Annotated in this window: 15 protein-coding genes; all 15 read right to left on the bottom strand. The window is 63.4% G+C overall.

Annotated features, from left to right (window positions below; translation table 11 throughout):
* Positions 1-8: 8 nt before the first annotated feature.
* Positions 9-608, bottom strand: coding sequence for a YmfQ family protein (locus C4K40_RS06315; protein ID WP_053135666.1), 600 nt, complete (start codon positions 606-608; stop codon positions 9-11).
* Entirely contained in the window at positions 596-1636 is a 1041-nt protein-coding gene (locus tag C4K40_RS06310; protein ID WP_053135669.1) for a baseplate J/gp47 family protein, read from the bottom strand. The genes C4K40_RS06315 and C4K40_RS06310 overlap by 13 nt, the downstream gene beginning before the upstream one ends.
* Complete coding sequence (locus tag C4K40_RS06305; protein ID WP_022642616.1) at positions 1626-2024, bottom strand: phage GP46 family protein; 399 nt, start codon at positions 2022-2024, stop codon at positions 1626-1628. The genes C4K40_RS06310 and C4K40_RS06305 overlap by 11 nt, the downstream gene beginning before the upstream one ends.
* On the bottom strand, positions 2024-2533 hold the full coding sequence (locus C4K40_RS06300; RefSeq protein ID WP_022642615.1) for a phage baseplate assembly protein V: 510 nt from the start codon (positions 2531-2533) through the stop codon (positions 2024-2026). The genes C4K40_RS06305 and C4K40_RS06300 overlap by 1 nt, the downstream gene beginning before the upstream one ends.
* An 83-nt stretch (positions 2534-2616) precedes the next feature.
* Positions 2617-3657, bottom strand: a complete 1041-nt coding sequence (locus C4K40_RS06295) for a phage baseplate assembly protein (RefSeq protein WP_053135673.1) — start codon at positions 3655-3657, stop codon at positions 2617-2619.
* A gap of 3 nt (positions 3658-3660) precedes the next feature.
* The gene (locus tag C4K40_RS06290) at positions 3661-4899 is read right to left on the bottom strand and encodes a DNA circularization protein (RefSeq protein WP_053135676.1); all 1239 of its coding nucleotides are present in this window, start codon (positions 4897-4899) and stop codon (positions 3661-3663) included.
* Complete coding sequence (locus tag C4K40_RS06285) at positions 4886-6970, bottom strand: phage tail protein (protein WP_083456957.1); 2085 nt, start codon at positions 6968-6970, stop codon at positions 4886-4888. Before C4K40_RS06285 ends, C4K40_RS06290 begins: the two co-directional genes overlap by 14 nt.
* 130 nt (positions 6971-7100) lie before the next feature.
* Positions 7101-7397 (bottom strand): phage tail assembly protein, encoded by a 297-nt coding sequence (locus C4K40_RS06280; protein WP_053135679.1) that lies wholly within the window; start codon positions 7395-7397, stop codon positions 7101-7103.
* Positions 7394-7741 (bottom strand): phage tail tube protein, encoded by a 348-nt coding sequence (locus tag C4K40_RS06275; RefSeq protein WP_022642610.1) that lies wholly within the window; start codon positions 7739-7741, stop codon positions 7394-7396. The genes C4K40_RS06280 and C4K40_RS06275 overlap by 4 nt, the downstream gene beginning before the upstream one ends.
* 63 nt (positions 7742-7804) lie before the next feature.
* On the bottom strand, positions 7805-9301 hold the full coding sequence (locus tag C4K40_RS06270) for a phage tail sheath subtilisin-like domain-containing protein (protein ID WP_053135682.1): 1497 nt from the start codon (positions 9299-9301) through the stop codon (positions 7805-7807).
* Positions 9301-9483 carry a DUF2635 domain-containing protein gene (locus C4K40_RS06265; protein WP_022642608.1) on the bottom strand — a complete coding sequence of 61 codons (183 nt, stop codon included), beginning with the start codon at positions 9481-9483 and terminating at the stop codon, positions 9301-9303. Before C4K40_RS06265 ends, C4K40_RS06270 begins: the two co-directional genes overlap by 1 nt.
* Positions 9480-10064, bottom strand: a complete 585-nt coding sequence (locus C4K40_RS06260; RefSeq protein ID WP_053135685.1) for a hypothetical protein — start codon at positions 10062-10064, stop codon at positions 9480-9482. Before C4K40_RS06260 ends, C4K40_RS06265 begins: the two co-directional genes overlap by 4 nt.
* 58 nt (positions 10065-10122) lie before the next feature.
* Positions 10123-10806 (bottom strand): hypothetical protein, encoded by a 684-nt coding sequence (locus C4K40_RS06255; RefSeq protein ID WP_124421272.1) that lies wholly within the window; start codon positions 10804-10806, stop codon positions 10123-10125.
* The gene (locus C4K40_RS06250) at positions 10806-11093 is read right to left on the bottom strand and encodes a hypothetical protein (protein WP_124421271.1); all 288 of its coding nucleotides are present in this window, start codon (positions 11091-11093) and stop codon (positions 10806-10808) included. The genes C4K40_RS06255 and C4K40_RS06250 overlap by 1 nt, the downstream gene beginning before the upstream one ends.
* Positions 11090-14182 (bottom strand): host specificity protein J, encoded by a 3093-nt coding sequence (locus C4K40_RS06245; protein WP_053135688.1) that lies wholly within the window; start codon positions 14180-14182, stop codon positions 11090-11092. Before C4K40_RS06245 ends, C4K40_RS06250 begins: the two co-directional genes overlap by 4 nt.
* Positions 14183-14211 lie beyond the last annotated feature (29 nt).

Raw genomic sequence — 14211 nt, 5'->3', positions numbered from 1 at the left:
CCTGCCCTCTAGTCGTAATTGATATGCACCCGGGTATGGGCCGGGGCGCTGCGGTGGATCAGGCACTCCAGGGCCGATCCGGGGTTCATGCCGAAGCGTTCGCCCCAGTAGCTGGCGCCGTAGCGCCGCCCGAGCAGCAGCCGGCCGCCGGTGTTGAGCGTCCACATGAACTGCGCCTGCCAGGTGCCGAAGTGCGCCGAGCCGAAGCGGGCGCGGCCCATGCGCGGAGCCTCCAGCTCGGTAATGGTGGCGTTGGGGTAACCCTGGCTGCGGGCGATTTCCACGTAGTAGCTCAGCGCCTGGCTACCCACCGCCAGCAAGCGCCGGCGCACCGCCAGGCGGCGGTCGTCGAACAGCGGCGTGGCCCCCAGGCAGGGGTCGGGCAGCTCCATCACCCGCTCCCAGTCCGGCACCAGTTCGCTGACCCCGGCCGGGTCCATCTCGTTGAGCAGGTCGGCGGCCCGGGCATCCAGGCGTGCCAGTTCCTGGGCGATGCCTTCGAGCACCTGCTCCAGTTCAGGCACTTGCTCCGGGTCCCAGGCCGGGCCGCTGGGCAGCAAGCTGCGCAGTTGTTCCTGGTACTGGGCCGCGCTTCTCATTCCAGCCATACGCAACCTCCGAAGGTCAGCAGCTGGTTGTTGGCGGCCGGTACGTCGGCGCTGGGCGCCATCAGCTTGTGGTCGTTCTCGCCGGTGGCACTGCTGATGGCTTCGGCGATATGGGTCAGCAGCAAGGTTTCGCCGAGACCGGCTTCACGGTGGTGCAGGTCGCGCAACTGGGCTTGCACCGCAGCGCGCACGGCGCTGGTGTCCGGGCTCAGGCGCAGGCGGTAAGTCACCGGCTGCTGTACCGGGGCCAGCACGTGAACCTCGGCGGTCACCGGCCGCAACGGCTCGATATGCGCTTGCACCTCGGCCAATTGCGCAGCATCCGGCACCGGGTGCGGATCATCGTCACGCATCACGAACAGGCCCACGGTGCCCGGCCCGAGGTAGCTGCCGCGGCACCAGGCGCGGGTCACGCCGGGGCACTCCAGGGCCCAGGTCTCGTAGTCCTGGGCCGAGCCGCCGTGGGGAATGACCCGGTACGAACGGATCACCCGCGAGCGCAGCGACTCCAGGCTCTCGCGCGCGACGCCGCCCACCAGCCCTGGCGCCAGCACCGTGAAGCTGCCGCTGATGCCCTGGATCGGCTGCACCGGGATCAGGCTCAGGCCGGCCTCGGCATTGCCCAGGGAACCGGCATCCAGGGCAGCGATGCTGGTGCTGTTCAGGCCGCTGCTGGTGGTCCGCGCGGCGGTCACCTTGTAGCTGCGGCCATCGCTGGACTGCAGCAGCGTATCGACATCCAGCACCGCCCCGGCCGAAGCCATGAAGCTGACGTTGCCGCTGGCCGCCTGGGCGGCCTTGCGTGGCTGGTTCAGGCGCAGGGCGGCGATCCGTTCCAGGGTCGACTCATCGGCCTTGTCCGGCAGGATCTGCTCGGCGATCCAATCCAGGTAGCCATACAGGCCAAAGGCGGCGCCGCTGAGGGTTCGGGCCAGGACTTGGGCATCGGACTGGCGCAGCGAATCGCTGGCCAGGTCGCTTTGGGTGCGCTTGATCAGCACCGGCAGCGAAGGCGTTTCAAACGGCATAGGTCACCTGCCAACTGTGTTCGGGGTTGATGTCCAGGCGCTCGCCACCGGCCAGTACCAGCACGATGCGCAGGTTCAGGCGTTGGGCGTCGAGGCGTTCGCTGCTGATGTCCACGGCGCTGCAATGGCCATCGTCGATCAGCCATTGCAGGGCTTCGCGGGCGTAGAACTCGGCATCGAGCTGGGTCTGGCGGGTCAGCTTGACCCGGCGCAGCAACCACAGCCGCGAGCCGATGCGGTCGTCGGCCACCGTGGGAAAACTGTCGCCCCACCAGCCGAAGCGCTCGTCATCGTCGAGCACGTCATCGTCGGCGGCGCGGCGCCAGGTGTAGAGGCTGATCAGCACAGCACGGGTCAGCGCGGTCTTGAGGTCGTGGCTGAGGAACATCATGGGCCTCCCACCGGTGCGCCGGTCTGGCCGGGGCCCGGCTGCACGCCGGCATGCTGGTGGCGCATCTGGCTGATGCCACCGGCCACCTGGTCGCCCTGGGAGACGATCTTGCCGGTCTGGGTCAGGGTCGGCGTATCGATGTTCACCGCCGTGTCCGCCCGGATGTTCAAGGTGCCGGTCTGGATATCGATCACCCGGCCACGCTTGAAGTGCACCTTGTCGCCTTCGTCGGTGTAGATCGCCACCTCGCCGGGCGCCAGGGCCTGGAGGCGATAGCGGCGGTCAGCGACCACCAGCACCACGGCGTGGGAGCGGTCGCCACCGAGGAAGGTGGCGATGCCTTCGGCCCCGGCCAGCGGATTGCTGGTGAAACCGTAGGGCTCGAAATGCTCCATGTCGTCATTCACTTCGCCAGCGGTCAGGCGCATCTGGAGCGATTGCAATTTGTTGGCCGAGTTGGCGAGCACGACGGTGCCGCGCGCCAACAGGCGTGTCAGTAGGCTCATGGTGGATTCCTTGGCTGGCCCGGGCCCGACGCATCGGGCAGGCAATGGCAGGCCCCGGTGGCCTGTACGCCGCCGGGGGCGGCTCAGGTTTTCGCGGGGATGGGGTTGGCGTCGAAGGTGTGTGGCGGCGCCACTTGCAAGGTGGTGATCGAGCCCTGTTCGGAGAGCGAATAGGTGACCTTGGAGATCAGCATGTCCTGGTCGAAGCCCAGGACCTTGTCGATCACCCGCACCAGGGTGTTGTGCCGCCACAAATCGCCGTTGCCCTGGCGCCAGCCCTGGACCCGATAGCTGGTGGTCAGCGCCTTGCCCATGCGGGTGGCACTCTCCCAGTCGGCCCGCTGCTGGGCCAGTTCAGGGGTCAGCTGCGCGCTTTCGCTGATCACCGTGACCCGCTTGCGCGCCATGCTCGAGTCCCGGGCCTGGCCCGAGACCTCGGCGACCGCAGCGCCGCTTTTCTGGTCGCTGCCCTTGTGCTGACCGATGACCCGGTACTCGGAGAACACCTGGCTGAAATCCATCGGCGCATTGGCCGACAGGATGTTCTTGCCCAGCTCCAGGGCATCGCTGGCCCGCCCGCTACTGCCGGGCTTGGCCAGCAGCACGCGGCCCTCGGCGTCATCGGTGGAGAATACCCGGTACAGGGTCAGCAAGCGGTCGATGGACTGGAACACCGTCTCCCCGGGCACGATGCTGTGCTTGCCGAGCTTGGCGGTCTGCGGGATCTCGCTGACCACGCCCACGCCATAGGCGCCCGCCAGGGCCTGGACGATGCTCAACAGGCTCTGCTCCTGCCACTGGCTCGGGCGGTTGATGGCCGCGCAGTCGGCCAGGTCCTGGGTCAACGAACTGCCTTCGATGCTCAGGCTGACCTGGTGCGCGTCATAGCTGACCGGCGCCTTGTACACGTAGCCGGTGAGCACCAGGTCGCTGCCGATACGCACCTGGCAACGCGAGCCGGGCTTGATCGGCTTGACCTCCAGTTGCCCCGGCCACTGCCAGGTGATGTTGAGGCTGAAGCTGCGGAACTGGCGCTCCAGGTCCGCGCTGATCTCGACGCTTTTCCAGCCGCCGTAGTCCAGGCCGTCAACGGTCAGGGTGACGGCATCTTGTGCTGGGTTCATGGCCTACACCTCGGCGATTTTCAGATCGGCCGGCGGCAGGAAGCCTGGATGCACCGCCTTGTTGCGCTGGCTCACCTCCCCCACCCGGGTGGCGTCGCCAAAGCGCTGGTAGGCCACCACCAGGGCCGGCAGGCTCTGCTTGGGCGACAGGGTCAGCAGCCGCACTCCGGTGGACGACACCGCCGTGAGATGGCCGAACAGCTGCTGGCGCAGGCTGTTGAGCGCCTGGTAATGCAGGGTATCGGCCTTGAGCGCGGCCTGCCAGATCACCTCATTGAGGGCATCACGCAGGCTCAGCACATCCTCGGCCACCGGTACATCCAGGCGGCGTACCGGCTGGACCGCCTGCTGGGCCACCGAGGGCGTGGAGTTGAGCTTGACCACCGGCGCTGCCGCCGGCATCTGCGCGACCTGGTAGCCGAGCTTCACCAGCAGCATGTCCTGCACCAGGTTGGCCATGGCCTGGGCCGCGGCCACCGTATCCTTGCCGGTGGTGAGCTTGGGCGTATCGATCTTCTTCGCCGCCTCGACCTGTTGCGAAGCATTGGCCAGCACCCCGCGATAACCCTCGCGGGCGAAGTCCTTGAGCTCGCGAATGTCCTTGAGCAAGCCCTTGAACTCGGCGCTGACCTCCCGGGGCAGCTCCTTGAGCGCCAGCACCAGCTGGCGCAGGTCCTTGTAGGTGTCGATCAGCTCCTTGAACTCATGCTCGATCACCGCGTAGACGTCCTTGAGGCAATCGCGCAGTTCCTTGACCGCGATCCGTGCGGCCTTGATCAGGCTGATGACCTCCTCGAAGCGCCGCACCGCCGAACCCAGCAGGCTGTCGGCGGCCACCAGCAATTGCTCGCGGGAGTTGACCACCGCCGTGGGGAACAGCAGCGGCTGGTCGGGGTGGAACTTGAGGGCGAACGTCACCAGGCCGCCGTCCTGGCGGGTATGGGTCATATCGCACTCGCCGACCTTGACCTGCATCCGTCCCAGCCAAGGGTGGACCAGTTCCCCGGCCCCCTGCTCCAGGGCCTGGAGCAATTGGTCGCGCTGCTCCAGGCAGTTCTCGCCCACGATGAAGGCCGTCAGGTCGTGGACCTTGGCCTGCTGGCCGAGCCCTTCGTAGAAGGGCTGGTCGCGCTGGGGGTACTCATGCAACTGGCCCTTCTGGCCCACAGGGGTCTTGGCCTGGTCGACCCAGAAACCGACGCCGCGAAACGACGCCGGCAACAACCGATCACGCCAGCTCATTGGAACCTCCTAGGGAAAGTGAGCGATAGCCGATGCGCGGAGTCACCGCCAGGCCCGGCTGGTTGGTCTGCGGCTGGCTGGTGCGCATGCCCGCCGGGGCGTTTTCGAAGCGCACCGTCAGGCCGCCTTCGAGTTGCGTGCGATTGTTGGCCGCACTCTGTTGCACCAACGCACCAGAGCCCTGGTTCAGGTTGCGCGCCGCCGGCGAAGCCTCGGCACCGAAGAATGCCGGGGCCAACTGGCCCTTGCCTTCGGCGTTGGTGCGCTGCTGGGCCTCGGTCAGGCCTTCGACCTTGCCGGTGATCTTGGCGATGAAGCCGCCAAAGCTGCCGCCGAGCATTTCCCGGATACCGCCCAGGGTGCCCTTGAGCTTGTCCCAGAACGCCGAGAACCAGTCGGCGATGGGCTGCCAGTTGGCCGTTACCATGTCCATGGGCGACCAGTTGAACAGCTCCTGCAAGAACCCCTGGACCGGCGCCGTGATCGCCAGCAGCGAGTCCCACAAGCCACTGAAGAATCCGGCCACGGGCTCCCAGGCCGCATTGATCAGCGGCATCGGCGACCAATCGAACAACGCCCGAAAGAACTCGCCCACCGGCGCGCTCAGCGCCAGCAACTGGTCCCAGGTGGCCGAAAAGAAGTCCATCAGCGGTTGCCAGTTATTGATCACCAGGCCCAGGGGCGACCAGTCGAACAAGGTCTTGAAGAACCCCAGCACCGGTTCCGCCTGGGCCCGCAGGCCATCCCAGCACTGCCCGAAAAAACCCAGCAGCGGCTGCCAGTGGTTGATCACCAGGCCCAGGGGCGACCAGTCGAACAGGGTCTTGAAGAACCCCAACACCGGTTCCGCCTGGGCCCGCAGGCCATCCCAGCAGCGTCCGAAAAAGCCCAGCAGCGGCTGCCAGTTATTGATCACCAGGCCCAGGGGCGACCAGTCGAACAGGGTCTTGAAGAACCCCTTCACCGGTTCCGACAGCGCCCGCAGGCCATCCCAGCAGCGCCCGAAGAAACCCAGCAGCGGCTGCCAGTTATTGATCACCAGGCCCAGGGGCGACCAGTCGAACAAGGTCTTGAAGAAGCTCATCACCGGCACCGACAGCGCCCGCAACAGCTCCCACAGCGCCGAGAACAACCCGGTCAATGGCTGCCAGTTATCGATCACCAGCCCCAGCGGGCTCCAGGAAAACAAGGTCTTGAAGAAATCCAGCAGCGGCAACGCCAGGGCCTGGATGCCCTGCCACAAGCCACTGAAGAACTCGCTGAGCGGTGCCCAGGCCTGGGTCGCCTCGCCGACCACCGAGCTCCAGAGCCCGGAGAAGAACCCCGTGAGCGCGCCCCAGGCACCGGCCAGGGCCTGCAACGGGCTCCAGCCAAACAGGCTCTTGAAGGTGGCGAAGACCACCTGCGCCGCCTGCTGCAGGCTGTTCCAGATCCCGCTGAAGAACCCTGATATCGGCTCCCAGTAGGCCACGATCAAACCAGCGGCCACGGCGATCGCCGCCGCCACGATGCCCACCGGCGAGGCCAAAAGGCCGACCACCGCCGCCAGGCCCATGGCCCCGGTGGTAACCACGGTGAAGGCCACGGCCGCTGCGGCCAAGCCTTCCACCAGGGCCGGGTTGTCGGCAACGAAGGCACCGACACTGCTGATCAGCGGCGTCAGCCCGGTGATCAGCTGGTTGACCGCCGGCAGCAGCGCCTGGCCCATCTTCAGCGACACCCCTTGCAGGGCGTCGTCGAACTGCTTGAGGTGGGCCGAGGTTTCCCCCAGGGGCACTTGCGGCGCCTTGAGCTGGGTGAGTTGCTGGCTGCTGGCTTGCAGATCGTCCTCGGCCTTGATCGCCTGCTTGATGCCATGGATGAACGGCTCCAGCAGACCGCCACCCCTGATGAAGCCGCCCAGGTCGAGGGAGCCGAGGCCACTGTCCTCGATGCTCTTCTTGAAGGCGCCGATCCTGGCGCGGATCCCCGACATCTGGGCTTCGAGTTTCTGTGCGCCGAGCACCACCACGGACATGTGCACCGTGGTCTGGATGTTCGTCAGGCTCATGCTTTGTTGAATATTCGCCATCACTGCACCTGCTGCATCGCATTGATCCGTTGCGCGTGCTCCAGTGACTCGCGGAGCACATCCAATGGCCTGGCCATCATCTGTTCGGGGTCAACCTTCCAGAACCAGGCCAGGTCATAGGCGGCCGCGATCAGGTCGCCGATGGCTGCGACGCCGCACTCATGAAAAAACTCGCGACGGCCCAGCTCAGGCCGTTGAGGTCGGCCAGGTCCAGCTGGTTCACCGAGGACGCTGGGATACCGGCGCAGACCGCGATGTACTTGGCCGCGACATCCATGTCCAGGCTCACTTCCTCGCTCTTGTCGATCCGGTACGGCAGCGCCTTGATGTTGCGCACCTCCTGCACCGTCGGGCGGCGCAGGGTCAGTTCATCGAGCGTTTCGCCGTGGGCCTCGATGGCCACTTGCAGCTTCACGACTTGAGTCATTGCCAGGTCCCCTTCACGCCGTTGAACACCAGCGCGATGCTGGCGTCGTCGCCCTTGGATACCGGCTCGTCCACCAGGTAGGCGCCGGCCAGGACGAAGACCTTGCCGTTGTTGAATTCGCAGGTGACGGTCATGTCGGTACCGGCCACCAGCTGCTTGAGCGGGAAGTCCGGGGTGTGCAGCGCCGTGACCTTGAATGTCGGGGTGACCTCGACTTCCTTGTAGAAACCCGGCACGACGGTTTCACGCTTGGTGGACATCAGCGGCGCCTCGCAGCCGCCGTTGATCGTCAGTTGAGCACCGTCGACCTTGACGTAGCAGGTGCCCGCAATCACTTGACCCATGGTGTTTCTCCCTTCAATAAAAAGCCCACGCAAGGTGGGCTGGATTCACAGTCGAACGCGCGTTCAGGCGACGTTGTCGTACTGCAGGCGGAACTGGTTGAGCAGCGCGAACACTCGCAGGCCGTTGATGTAGTCCGGCGGGAACAGCACGTTGATGCGGTTCGGGTCCCGGGCATCGCGTTCCACCACCAGGTGCTCGGCGAACAGCTCGGCGTTTTCCACATGGCCTTCCAGCTCCAGCTTGGCGTACTGGGCGATCAGCTCGCCGCGAATGGTGCTCGGGGTGACGATCGGCTGGCCGGCGCCGAAGCGGGTGCCGTCGGCGGCCAGCTTGTGGCGCCCGTACTTGCTGGTGATCACGCTTTGCAGGCGGCGCACGATGTAGGCCGACTGGTGCAGGGTCTCGCTGTCCAGGTAGGAGTTGTCCGCCTGGCCGAAAGCGTTCTTCTGGTAGGTGGTGATCGAACGCTGGATGCGCACGTAGCCGCCTTCGTAGTAGGCGGTGGCGATGCCGTAGTTGAGCAGTGACTGGCGCTCGGTCAGGGTGAAGCGCTCGCTGGCCGCGGCCGGGTCCAGGCCCGGCAGGCTGCCGCTCTGGGTCGGACGGCTGGCATCGGCGGAGATGAACACCGCGGTGCGCGCGGCCAGTGCCGCAGCCTGGACCCAGGCCGGTTGCGGAACGCCCGGTTCCAGGGCCTGGATGGTCATGTGCTGGTCGTTGCGCGCCTGCCCGGCGGCGACCAGGGTGCCCAAGGTGCCGCGCTTGGCGGTGTAGACATGGCCGAACAGCTGCTTGGCCCAGGACCAGCGACCCACGCTGTCATCCATGACCGCTTGCCAGGTGTTGAGGCTGGCGACGTCGGTCCAGGGCATGCAGATGAACTCGAACGGCTCATCGCCCAGGGCAGCGACCGCGGCGACCTGGTCAGGCACGCCGGCACCACCGGCCATCTTGCCGATGACAATGGCCAGGCCTTCCGGGGTGCTCTCGCCGTTGCTCTTGCCCAGGCGATTGAGCTGCAGGCTGATGTCGTTGCCGCTGTCGCCGGTCCACTTGGCGTTCAGGGTCACCACGCCTTCGGCGGCGCTGGCACTCAGCGGCAGGTCGGCCGAGGTGTTGATCTTCTGCACCAGGGCCGTGGCCGCCTGGGCTGCGGTGGCGCCCTTGGCGATGGCGGCCTGGACCCGCACGCCGCCCACATAGAGGTTGAGCACGCCGCTCTCGGTGGCGCTGCCGGTCAGGGTCAAAGTGCCCTTGGCCACGCTGCCTTCACTGTTGTGCAGCGGCAGGCACCAGATCTCGCCGACCGGGTCGGTCTTGCGGAAGGTCTCGTACATGGAGGCCAGCATCGAACCCTGGCCGCCGATGCTCTTGGCCAGGGCCACGCTGGACACCAGCACCAGCTTGCCTACGTCGCTGGCGGGCACATTGTCGTTGACCTGGGCGACGATCAGCCGGCGCATGGCCGACGAGGCGCTATTGGCCGCCGAGTTGTCCATCTCGGCATAGAACAGCGGAACACGAATGTCCGCGGGGATATTGCTGAATCCGATCGCCATTATTGGGCTCCCTTCGGTTGTGCCGCTTGCACGGCGTTGATGGTGATATCGCCATCGGCCAGACGGCGACGCCACCAGGCGTTGTCCGTGACTTCGCGGCCAGTGACCGGCAGCAGGTCGCCCGCTTCCGGATCGGGTACGGCACGGCCAGCGGCCGGCAGCACGGTGATGCGTTTGCTCATTGCTTCAGCTCTCCTGAGAAAGTCAGCTCCAGGCGCCCATCAGGGCCCGGGCTTTTCAAATTGGGGTCCGCCGGATCGATGGCATCGACCCGCACCGTGACCCCGGTAAAGGACGGCAAGCCGTCGAGTTCACGTTCATGCCAGGTTTCCGCCGGCTGCCCGGAACGATTGCGCCCCAACTGGAACTCGGCGAAAAAGCGCAGGCGATAGAGCAACCGCTCATTGCCCACCGGCACCAGCTCACCACCCTCGTACTGGATCGGGCTGTACTCGGCCCCGGGCTTGAAACCCACCAGCGCGCGCCAGAGATCGGCACGCAGGTCATGGAGCTGGTCCAAGGCCTGTTGCGGGTGAGTGGCATCGAGGAGCAAGGCGACTTCGAAGCGGTCGCGGATGATCTGGCGGAAGGTGTTTTGTGCGGTGGAGGGAGTAGCGAGGTCGTTGATTGGAGCGAGGTAGGCAGTGGGAAGAGCTTGGGTAGTGTTACTTGTCGATACTCCTGGGCTAAATCTAATAACGAAACGATTCGTCAATAGAGGACAATGCTCTTGGAGCTGCCTTATAAGTTGAGTTAGCAACATAGACCCACCAAATTATTAGCGCCAAAAAAACAATCAAAAAAAACAGAATTAAAAAAGGCTAAAGATCTGTAACATCAGCTACCAACATTCGCTGCGGCAAGCCTCCATTTGGGTATTTTTCAATTCGCCCTTTAGCCCAAGGATGAGTCCAAAACAATGTTCCGACCATTGCAGAGCTATAAACACCGTTCTGGCTTAAACAGGCCATTCTTTGATATTCATAGCTAGCATTATAAGGACGCCCCAATGGTCGGACCAGCTGATAGAAACAATGTCCATTCGCTAATGTAGCAGCATATTTTCTGCCAGCTTTATTAAACTCAGTCTGAATTGCATAGCTCGACTGATTAGGACCAGTTCCATCAATGAATACCCCTGCCAATGCAAGGCAAGGAGAGGATGTTGAAAACCTTATATCTTTATTATCATCTATAACCTCCAACCCCTGAGTAGATAGACTACGCGCTGGCCCGAATGAAAAATACTCTACAGTATGGCCATGGGAGCTTCCCCAGATCGCTCCTCTATTTTCAACGATCGGCACCGGTGACCGGTAAAATCGCAGGGTTGCACCGTCATCAGGGAGCGCAGCAACTCCAATGTATTGAACCCCACCAAACCCATTCCCAAGCATATTATACTGAGACAGATATAGAGTTCCCTTTTGATAAAAAACCAAGTTAGGATAATCACTACCGGCAATTTTGAATCCATCTTGATTAAATACTTCAAATCCGTCCATTAGTAAGACACCACAATCAGCATTGCACTGCCTGAGAAGGCCCCAAAGTAATAACTATCAGCCACACCCCAGCTAATAGTTTTCCCAGCCTTTGAAACATTTACGACAACATTCCCACCTTGGAAATACGCAAAATCAAGCCCATCAGCTGAAACTTTTTCATACGTCCTACTACCGTTATAACCAACTTTGGACACATCAATAATATCGATCACCCGGGCGTATCTTCCGGTACCATCCATACATAGCATCCCCTCAGGGGTATACACCTCAATACCCGAAGTCATTGCCATATACCCGCACGCAAGCACAAGTTCCCGTTACTATAAAATATCTGTAACGACTGATTATTTATTACAAGACGCCCACCGTCTTTGGTCGGCCCATTAAACTCGATGGATCCATCTTCGCCTAGGCACCAACCAGTCTCTCCAGCTATATAGTTGGTCGATTTAATAGACCCGCCAATTTTTGCTGTCGTAATAGATCCCTTGCCGATGAAAGCTTCATCTATAAAAACCTTTCCATCGGATACTACAAACGGATAGATCGGCTCAGCCAGCTGAGGATCAACAATCGCAAACCTATTAGCTGCAATCAAAACCTGGCTACTGACAATACCTTTGTCATTTTCGACACCAACACCAATTCCAGCCAGATACGGTTTCCCATCTACTGTCATTTGTGTCTTTATGCTGTACATGGCAGAAAGTTCATCTTTCATCGTCTTGATTTCGACAGCCGAACCACCGCCGGTCTCAACTTTTCGCAACAACTCCTTGCTGAGTTGAGTCTCACTGATCTGGTCACTCAAATACTCAAGGATCGGGCCAGCATCACTGCTGGAATGACCGACTACAGCTTTCGAATAAGGGCCCTGGTTGCCGATCTTGTCCACCAGGCGCGCCCAGAAGAAGAACCGTACGCCAGCGGCCAGGCCCATGATGGTCAGGTCGGTCTGCGGGTAGGCGTAGTCGCCAAACTTGGTGGCGGTCGCCACGTCGCTGCCCTGGCTGTACCAGATCTCGGTCCGTTGCAGGTCGGCGGTGCTCAGCCCGGCCGGGATGCTCCACTTGAGCTTGATGCCGAACACGATCGACTCGGCGTTGAAGGAAGCCACCATCGGCGGCGGTGTAGTCTTGCCACTGAGCACGGTCTCGGCCGAGGTGGCGAACACCGAGCCGATGTCCAGGGCGTTGATCGCCCGGACCTTGGCCACGTAGCGCCCGGCATAGATACCGCTGACTTCGAAGGAGTTGCCCCCGGTACGTCCGGCGAACACCCAATCCCCGTCGTTCTTGCGCCAGTGCACCTCGTAAGCGATGGCGTTGTCCGGGCGTTCCCAGTCGATGGTCATGACCCCGACCGCGCTGCCCTGGTCGACGAAATGCTCGTTGCGCACCCGCACGTTCTTCGGCGGGTTCTGCACGCTCGGCGGGATCACCGTCACCGGTGGCTGGTCGATGCGCGCGCCGTTGTCGATCGCCGCGAACTTGGCGGCGACATGCTTGACCGCGCTGATGCTGTACTTGATCGCCGAGTCGGAGAAGTCCTCGGCCACCGACAACACGCGAAACTGCTGGACCGCCAGGGTCGGCGAATCGATGGCCCACATCGAGTGCACCGGTGGCAGCTCCTCGAGTTTTTTCTCCAGCACCACCCGCTGCACTTCAGCAGGAAAGCCGGTGGTGTCGAGGGTGGTGGCGCCGCTGTCCCAGGTGATGCCGGTGCTGTCCCAGGTCAGTGGATAACCCACGGACTTGATCACCCGGGAGATCGCCTTGCCGGTGGGCATGATCAAGGTCAGGGTATCGCCGGGGTAGGCCTTGACGTCGGCATCCAGCACCAGGGCGTCCAGGGTCGCCGAGCGCAGGCGCCCGCCGATCCGCCGGCCGGCCCGGTCGTTGTCCGCCACGCGGATCACCTGCCCCGGACGCACCAGGGTGCCGTCCAGGCCCACGGAAAAACTCACGCTTTCGGTTTCCAGGCGGTTGGTCAGCAGCGCCCATTTGCCGATGCGCTGGGCCTGGGCCTGGGAGGTGCAGCCGGTGGCGGTGATCTCGGTCTGCTGCACGCCATAACGGGCGATGCCTTCCGGATCGTCGACGTACTGCACCTTCTGCCGGTAGAAGTCCGCCGGGTCGTTCCAGCTCACCAGGGCCACGCTGTAGCGGGTCTTTTTCGCCGAGCCGCCGTAGACGAACTTGCCGTCGATCACGTTGGCGTTGCTGTAGGTGTACACCGGGTCTTCCGGCATGTCGGCCACCGCCATCACCGAGCCTGCGCCCCAATAGGCCATGCCGCGGAAGGTGGTGGCCAGGTCCTGCAGCACTTTCAGCGCATCGGCGCGCACCGAGAGATAGAGGTTGCAGGTAAAGCGCGGCTCGGTGCCGCCCTTGCCATCGGACACCGGTTGGTCGCAGTACTGGCCGATGCGGTACAGCTCCCACTTGTCCACCTGGGCGGCGTTGAGCAAATGCCCCAGGCCATAACGCTGGTGCAGCAGCAGGTCGTAGTAGATCCAGGCCGGGTTGTCGGTCCAGGCCGACTTGAAGGTGCCGTCCCACACGCCGCTATAGGTCCGGGTGGCCGGATCGTAGTTGCTCGGCACGCGGATGATCCGTCCTTGCAATTCGAAGGAGCGGTTGGGAATCGACTGGAACTGCGAGGCATCGAACTGCAGGCCGATGATCGCCGAACCCGGGTAGCGCAACTTGGCGTCGATCACGTCGGTGATGGACTCCACGCTGGTGGTATCGGCGATCGCCCCGCTGCTGGAGTTCGCCGTCAGCCGCCGCACCCGCACGCTCCAGCCGGCCTTGGCCGCTGGCAGGTCGACCCGGTGGGAGCGCTCGTACTTGCTGGAACTCTTGCCGCTGAAGGCCGACTGCAGCACTTCGACGAACGCCCCGCCATCGGTGGACAGCTCGATGACGTAACGCACCGTGTAGCCGTTGGTGTCGCCGTTGCTGGTGTTGGTCTGGGCCAGGCGCGAGACCGCCAGGCGGATGCGCACCGCCGACAGTTGCAGGTTGGTGATGGCGCGGGTCCAGGGTTGGTCGCTGCGCAGTTCCACCGCCACCTGGGACTCGTTCTCCACCGCCGGAAAGCCCGGGATGTAGGTCTGGTCCTGGTTGCCGTTGCGGGTCTCGAGGCTGACCCCGGAGAAGTTCAGGCTGCCGTCGGCGTTGGCCAGGGGCGTCTCGTTGAGGAACACCGAGCGCTTGCCGTTCTTCAGGCCCACGATCTCGCCTTCACTGACGAGATCGAGGATCCGGGCATAGGCCGTGCTGTGCAGGCTGTCCGGGGCTTCCACGGAGGGACGGGGCGGCTTGGCGCCGCCGCCCTTGCTACCGGCGAGAATGTGGTCGGTCATGGCTTTCCTTCAGGCGAAATGAGGCCCGC

The organism is Pseudomonas sp. CMR5c (assembly GCF_003850545.1).
Taxonomy (GTDB): domain Bacteria; phylum Pseudomonadota; class Gammaproteobacteria; order Pseudomonadales; family Pseudomonadaceae; genus Aquipseudomonas; species Aquipseudomonas piscis.
The sequence above is the reverse complement of the archived record's forward strand: the minus strand, read 5'-3'. Positions and strand labels throughout refer to the sequence as shown.

Coding starts and splice junctions, on each gene's coding strand:
- C4K40_RS06315 (WP_053135666.1), bottom strand. CDS start 608: ATGGCTGGAATGAGAAGCGCGGCCCAGTACCAGGAACAACTGCGCAGC.
- C4K40_RS06310 (WP_053135669.1), bottom strand. CDS start 1,636: ATGCCGTTTGAAACGCCTTCGCTGCCGGTGCTGATCAAGCGCACCCAA.
- C4K40_RS06305 (WP_022642616.1), bottom strand. CDS start 2,024: ATGTTCCTCAGCCACGACCTCAAGACCGCGCTGACCCGTGCTGTGCTG.
- C4K40_RS06300 (WP_022642615.1), bottom strand. CDS start 2,533: ATGAGCCTACTGACACGCCTGTTGGCGCGCGGCACCGTCGTGCTCGCC.
- C4K40_RS06295 (WP_053135673.1), bottom strand. CDS start 3,657: ATGAACCCAGCACAAGATGCCGTCACCCTGACCGTTGACGGCCTGGAC.
- C4K40_RS06290 (WP_053135676.1), bottom strand. CDS start 4,899: ATGAGCTGGCGTGATCGGTTGTTGCCGGCGTCGTTTCGCGGCGTCGGT.
- C4K40_RS06285 (WP_083456957.1), bottom strand. CDS start 6,970: ATGGCGAATATTCAACAAAGCATGAGCCTGACGAACATCCAGACCACG.
- C4K40_RS06280 (WP_053135679.1), bottom strand. CDS start 7,397: ATGACTCAAGTCGTGAAGCTGCAAGTGGCCATCGAGGCCCACGGCGAA.
- C4K40_RS06275 (WP_022642610.1), bottom strand. CDS start 7,741: ATGGGTCAAGTGATTGCGGGCACCTGCTACGTCAAGGTCGACGGTGCT.
- C4K40_RS06270 (WP_053135682.1), bottom strand. CDS start 9,301: ATGGCGATCGGATTCAGCAATATCCCCGCGGACATTCGTGTTCCGCTG.
- C4K40_RS06265 (WP_022642608.1), bottom strand. CDS start 9,483: ATGAGCAAACGCATCACCGTGCTGCCGGCCGCTGGCCGTGCCGTACCC.
- C4K40_RS06260 (WP_053135685.1), bottom strand. CDS start 10,064: ATGTTGCTAACTCAACTTATAAGGCAGCTCCAAGAGCATTGTCCTCTA.
- C4K40_RS06255 (WP_124421272.1), bottom strand. CDS start 10,806: ATGGACGGATTTGAAGTATTTAATCAAGATGGATTCAAAATTGCCGGT.
- C4K40_RS06250 (WP_124421271.1), bottom strand. CDS start 11,093: ATGACTTCGGGTATTGAGGTGTATACCCCTGAGGGGATGCTATGTATG.
- C4K40_RS06245 (WP_053135688.1), bottom strand. CDS start 14,182: ATGACCGACCACATTCTCGCCGGTAGCAAGGGCGGCGGCGCCAAGCCG.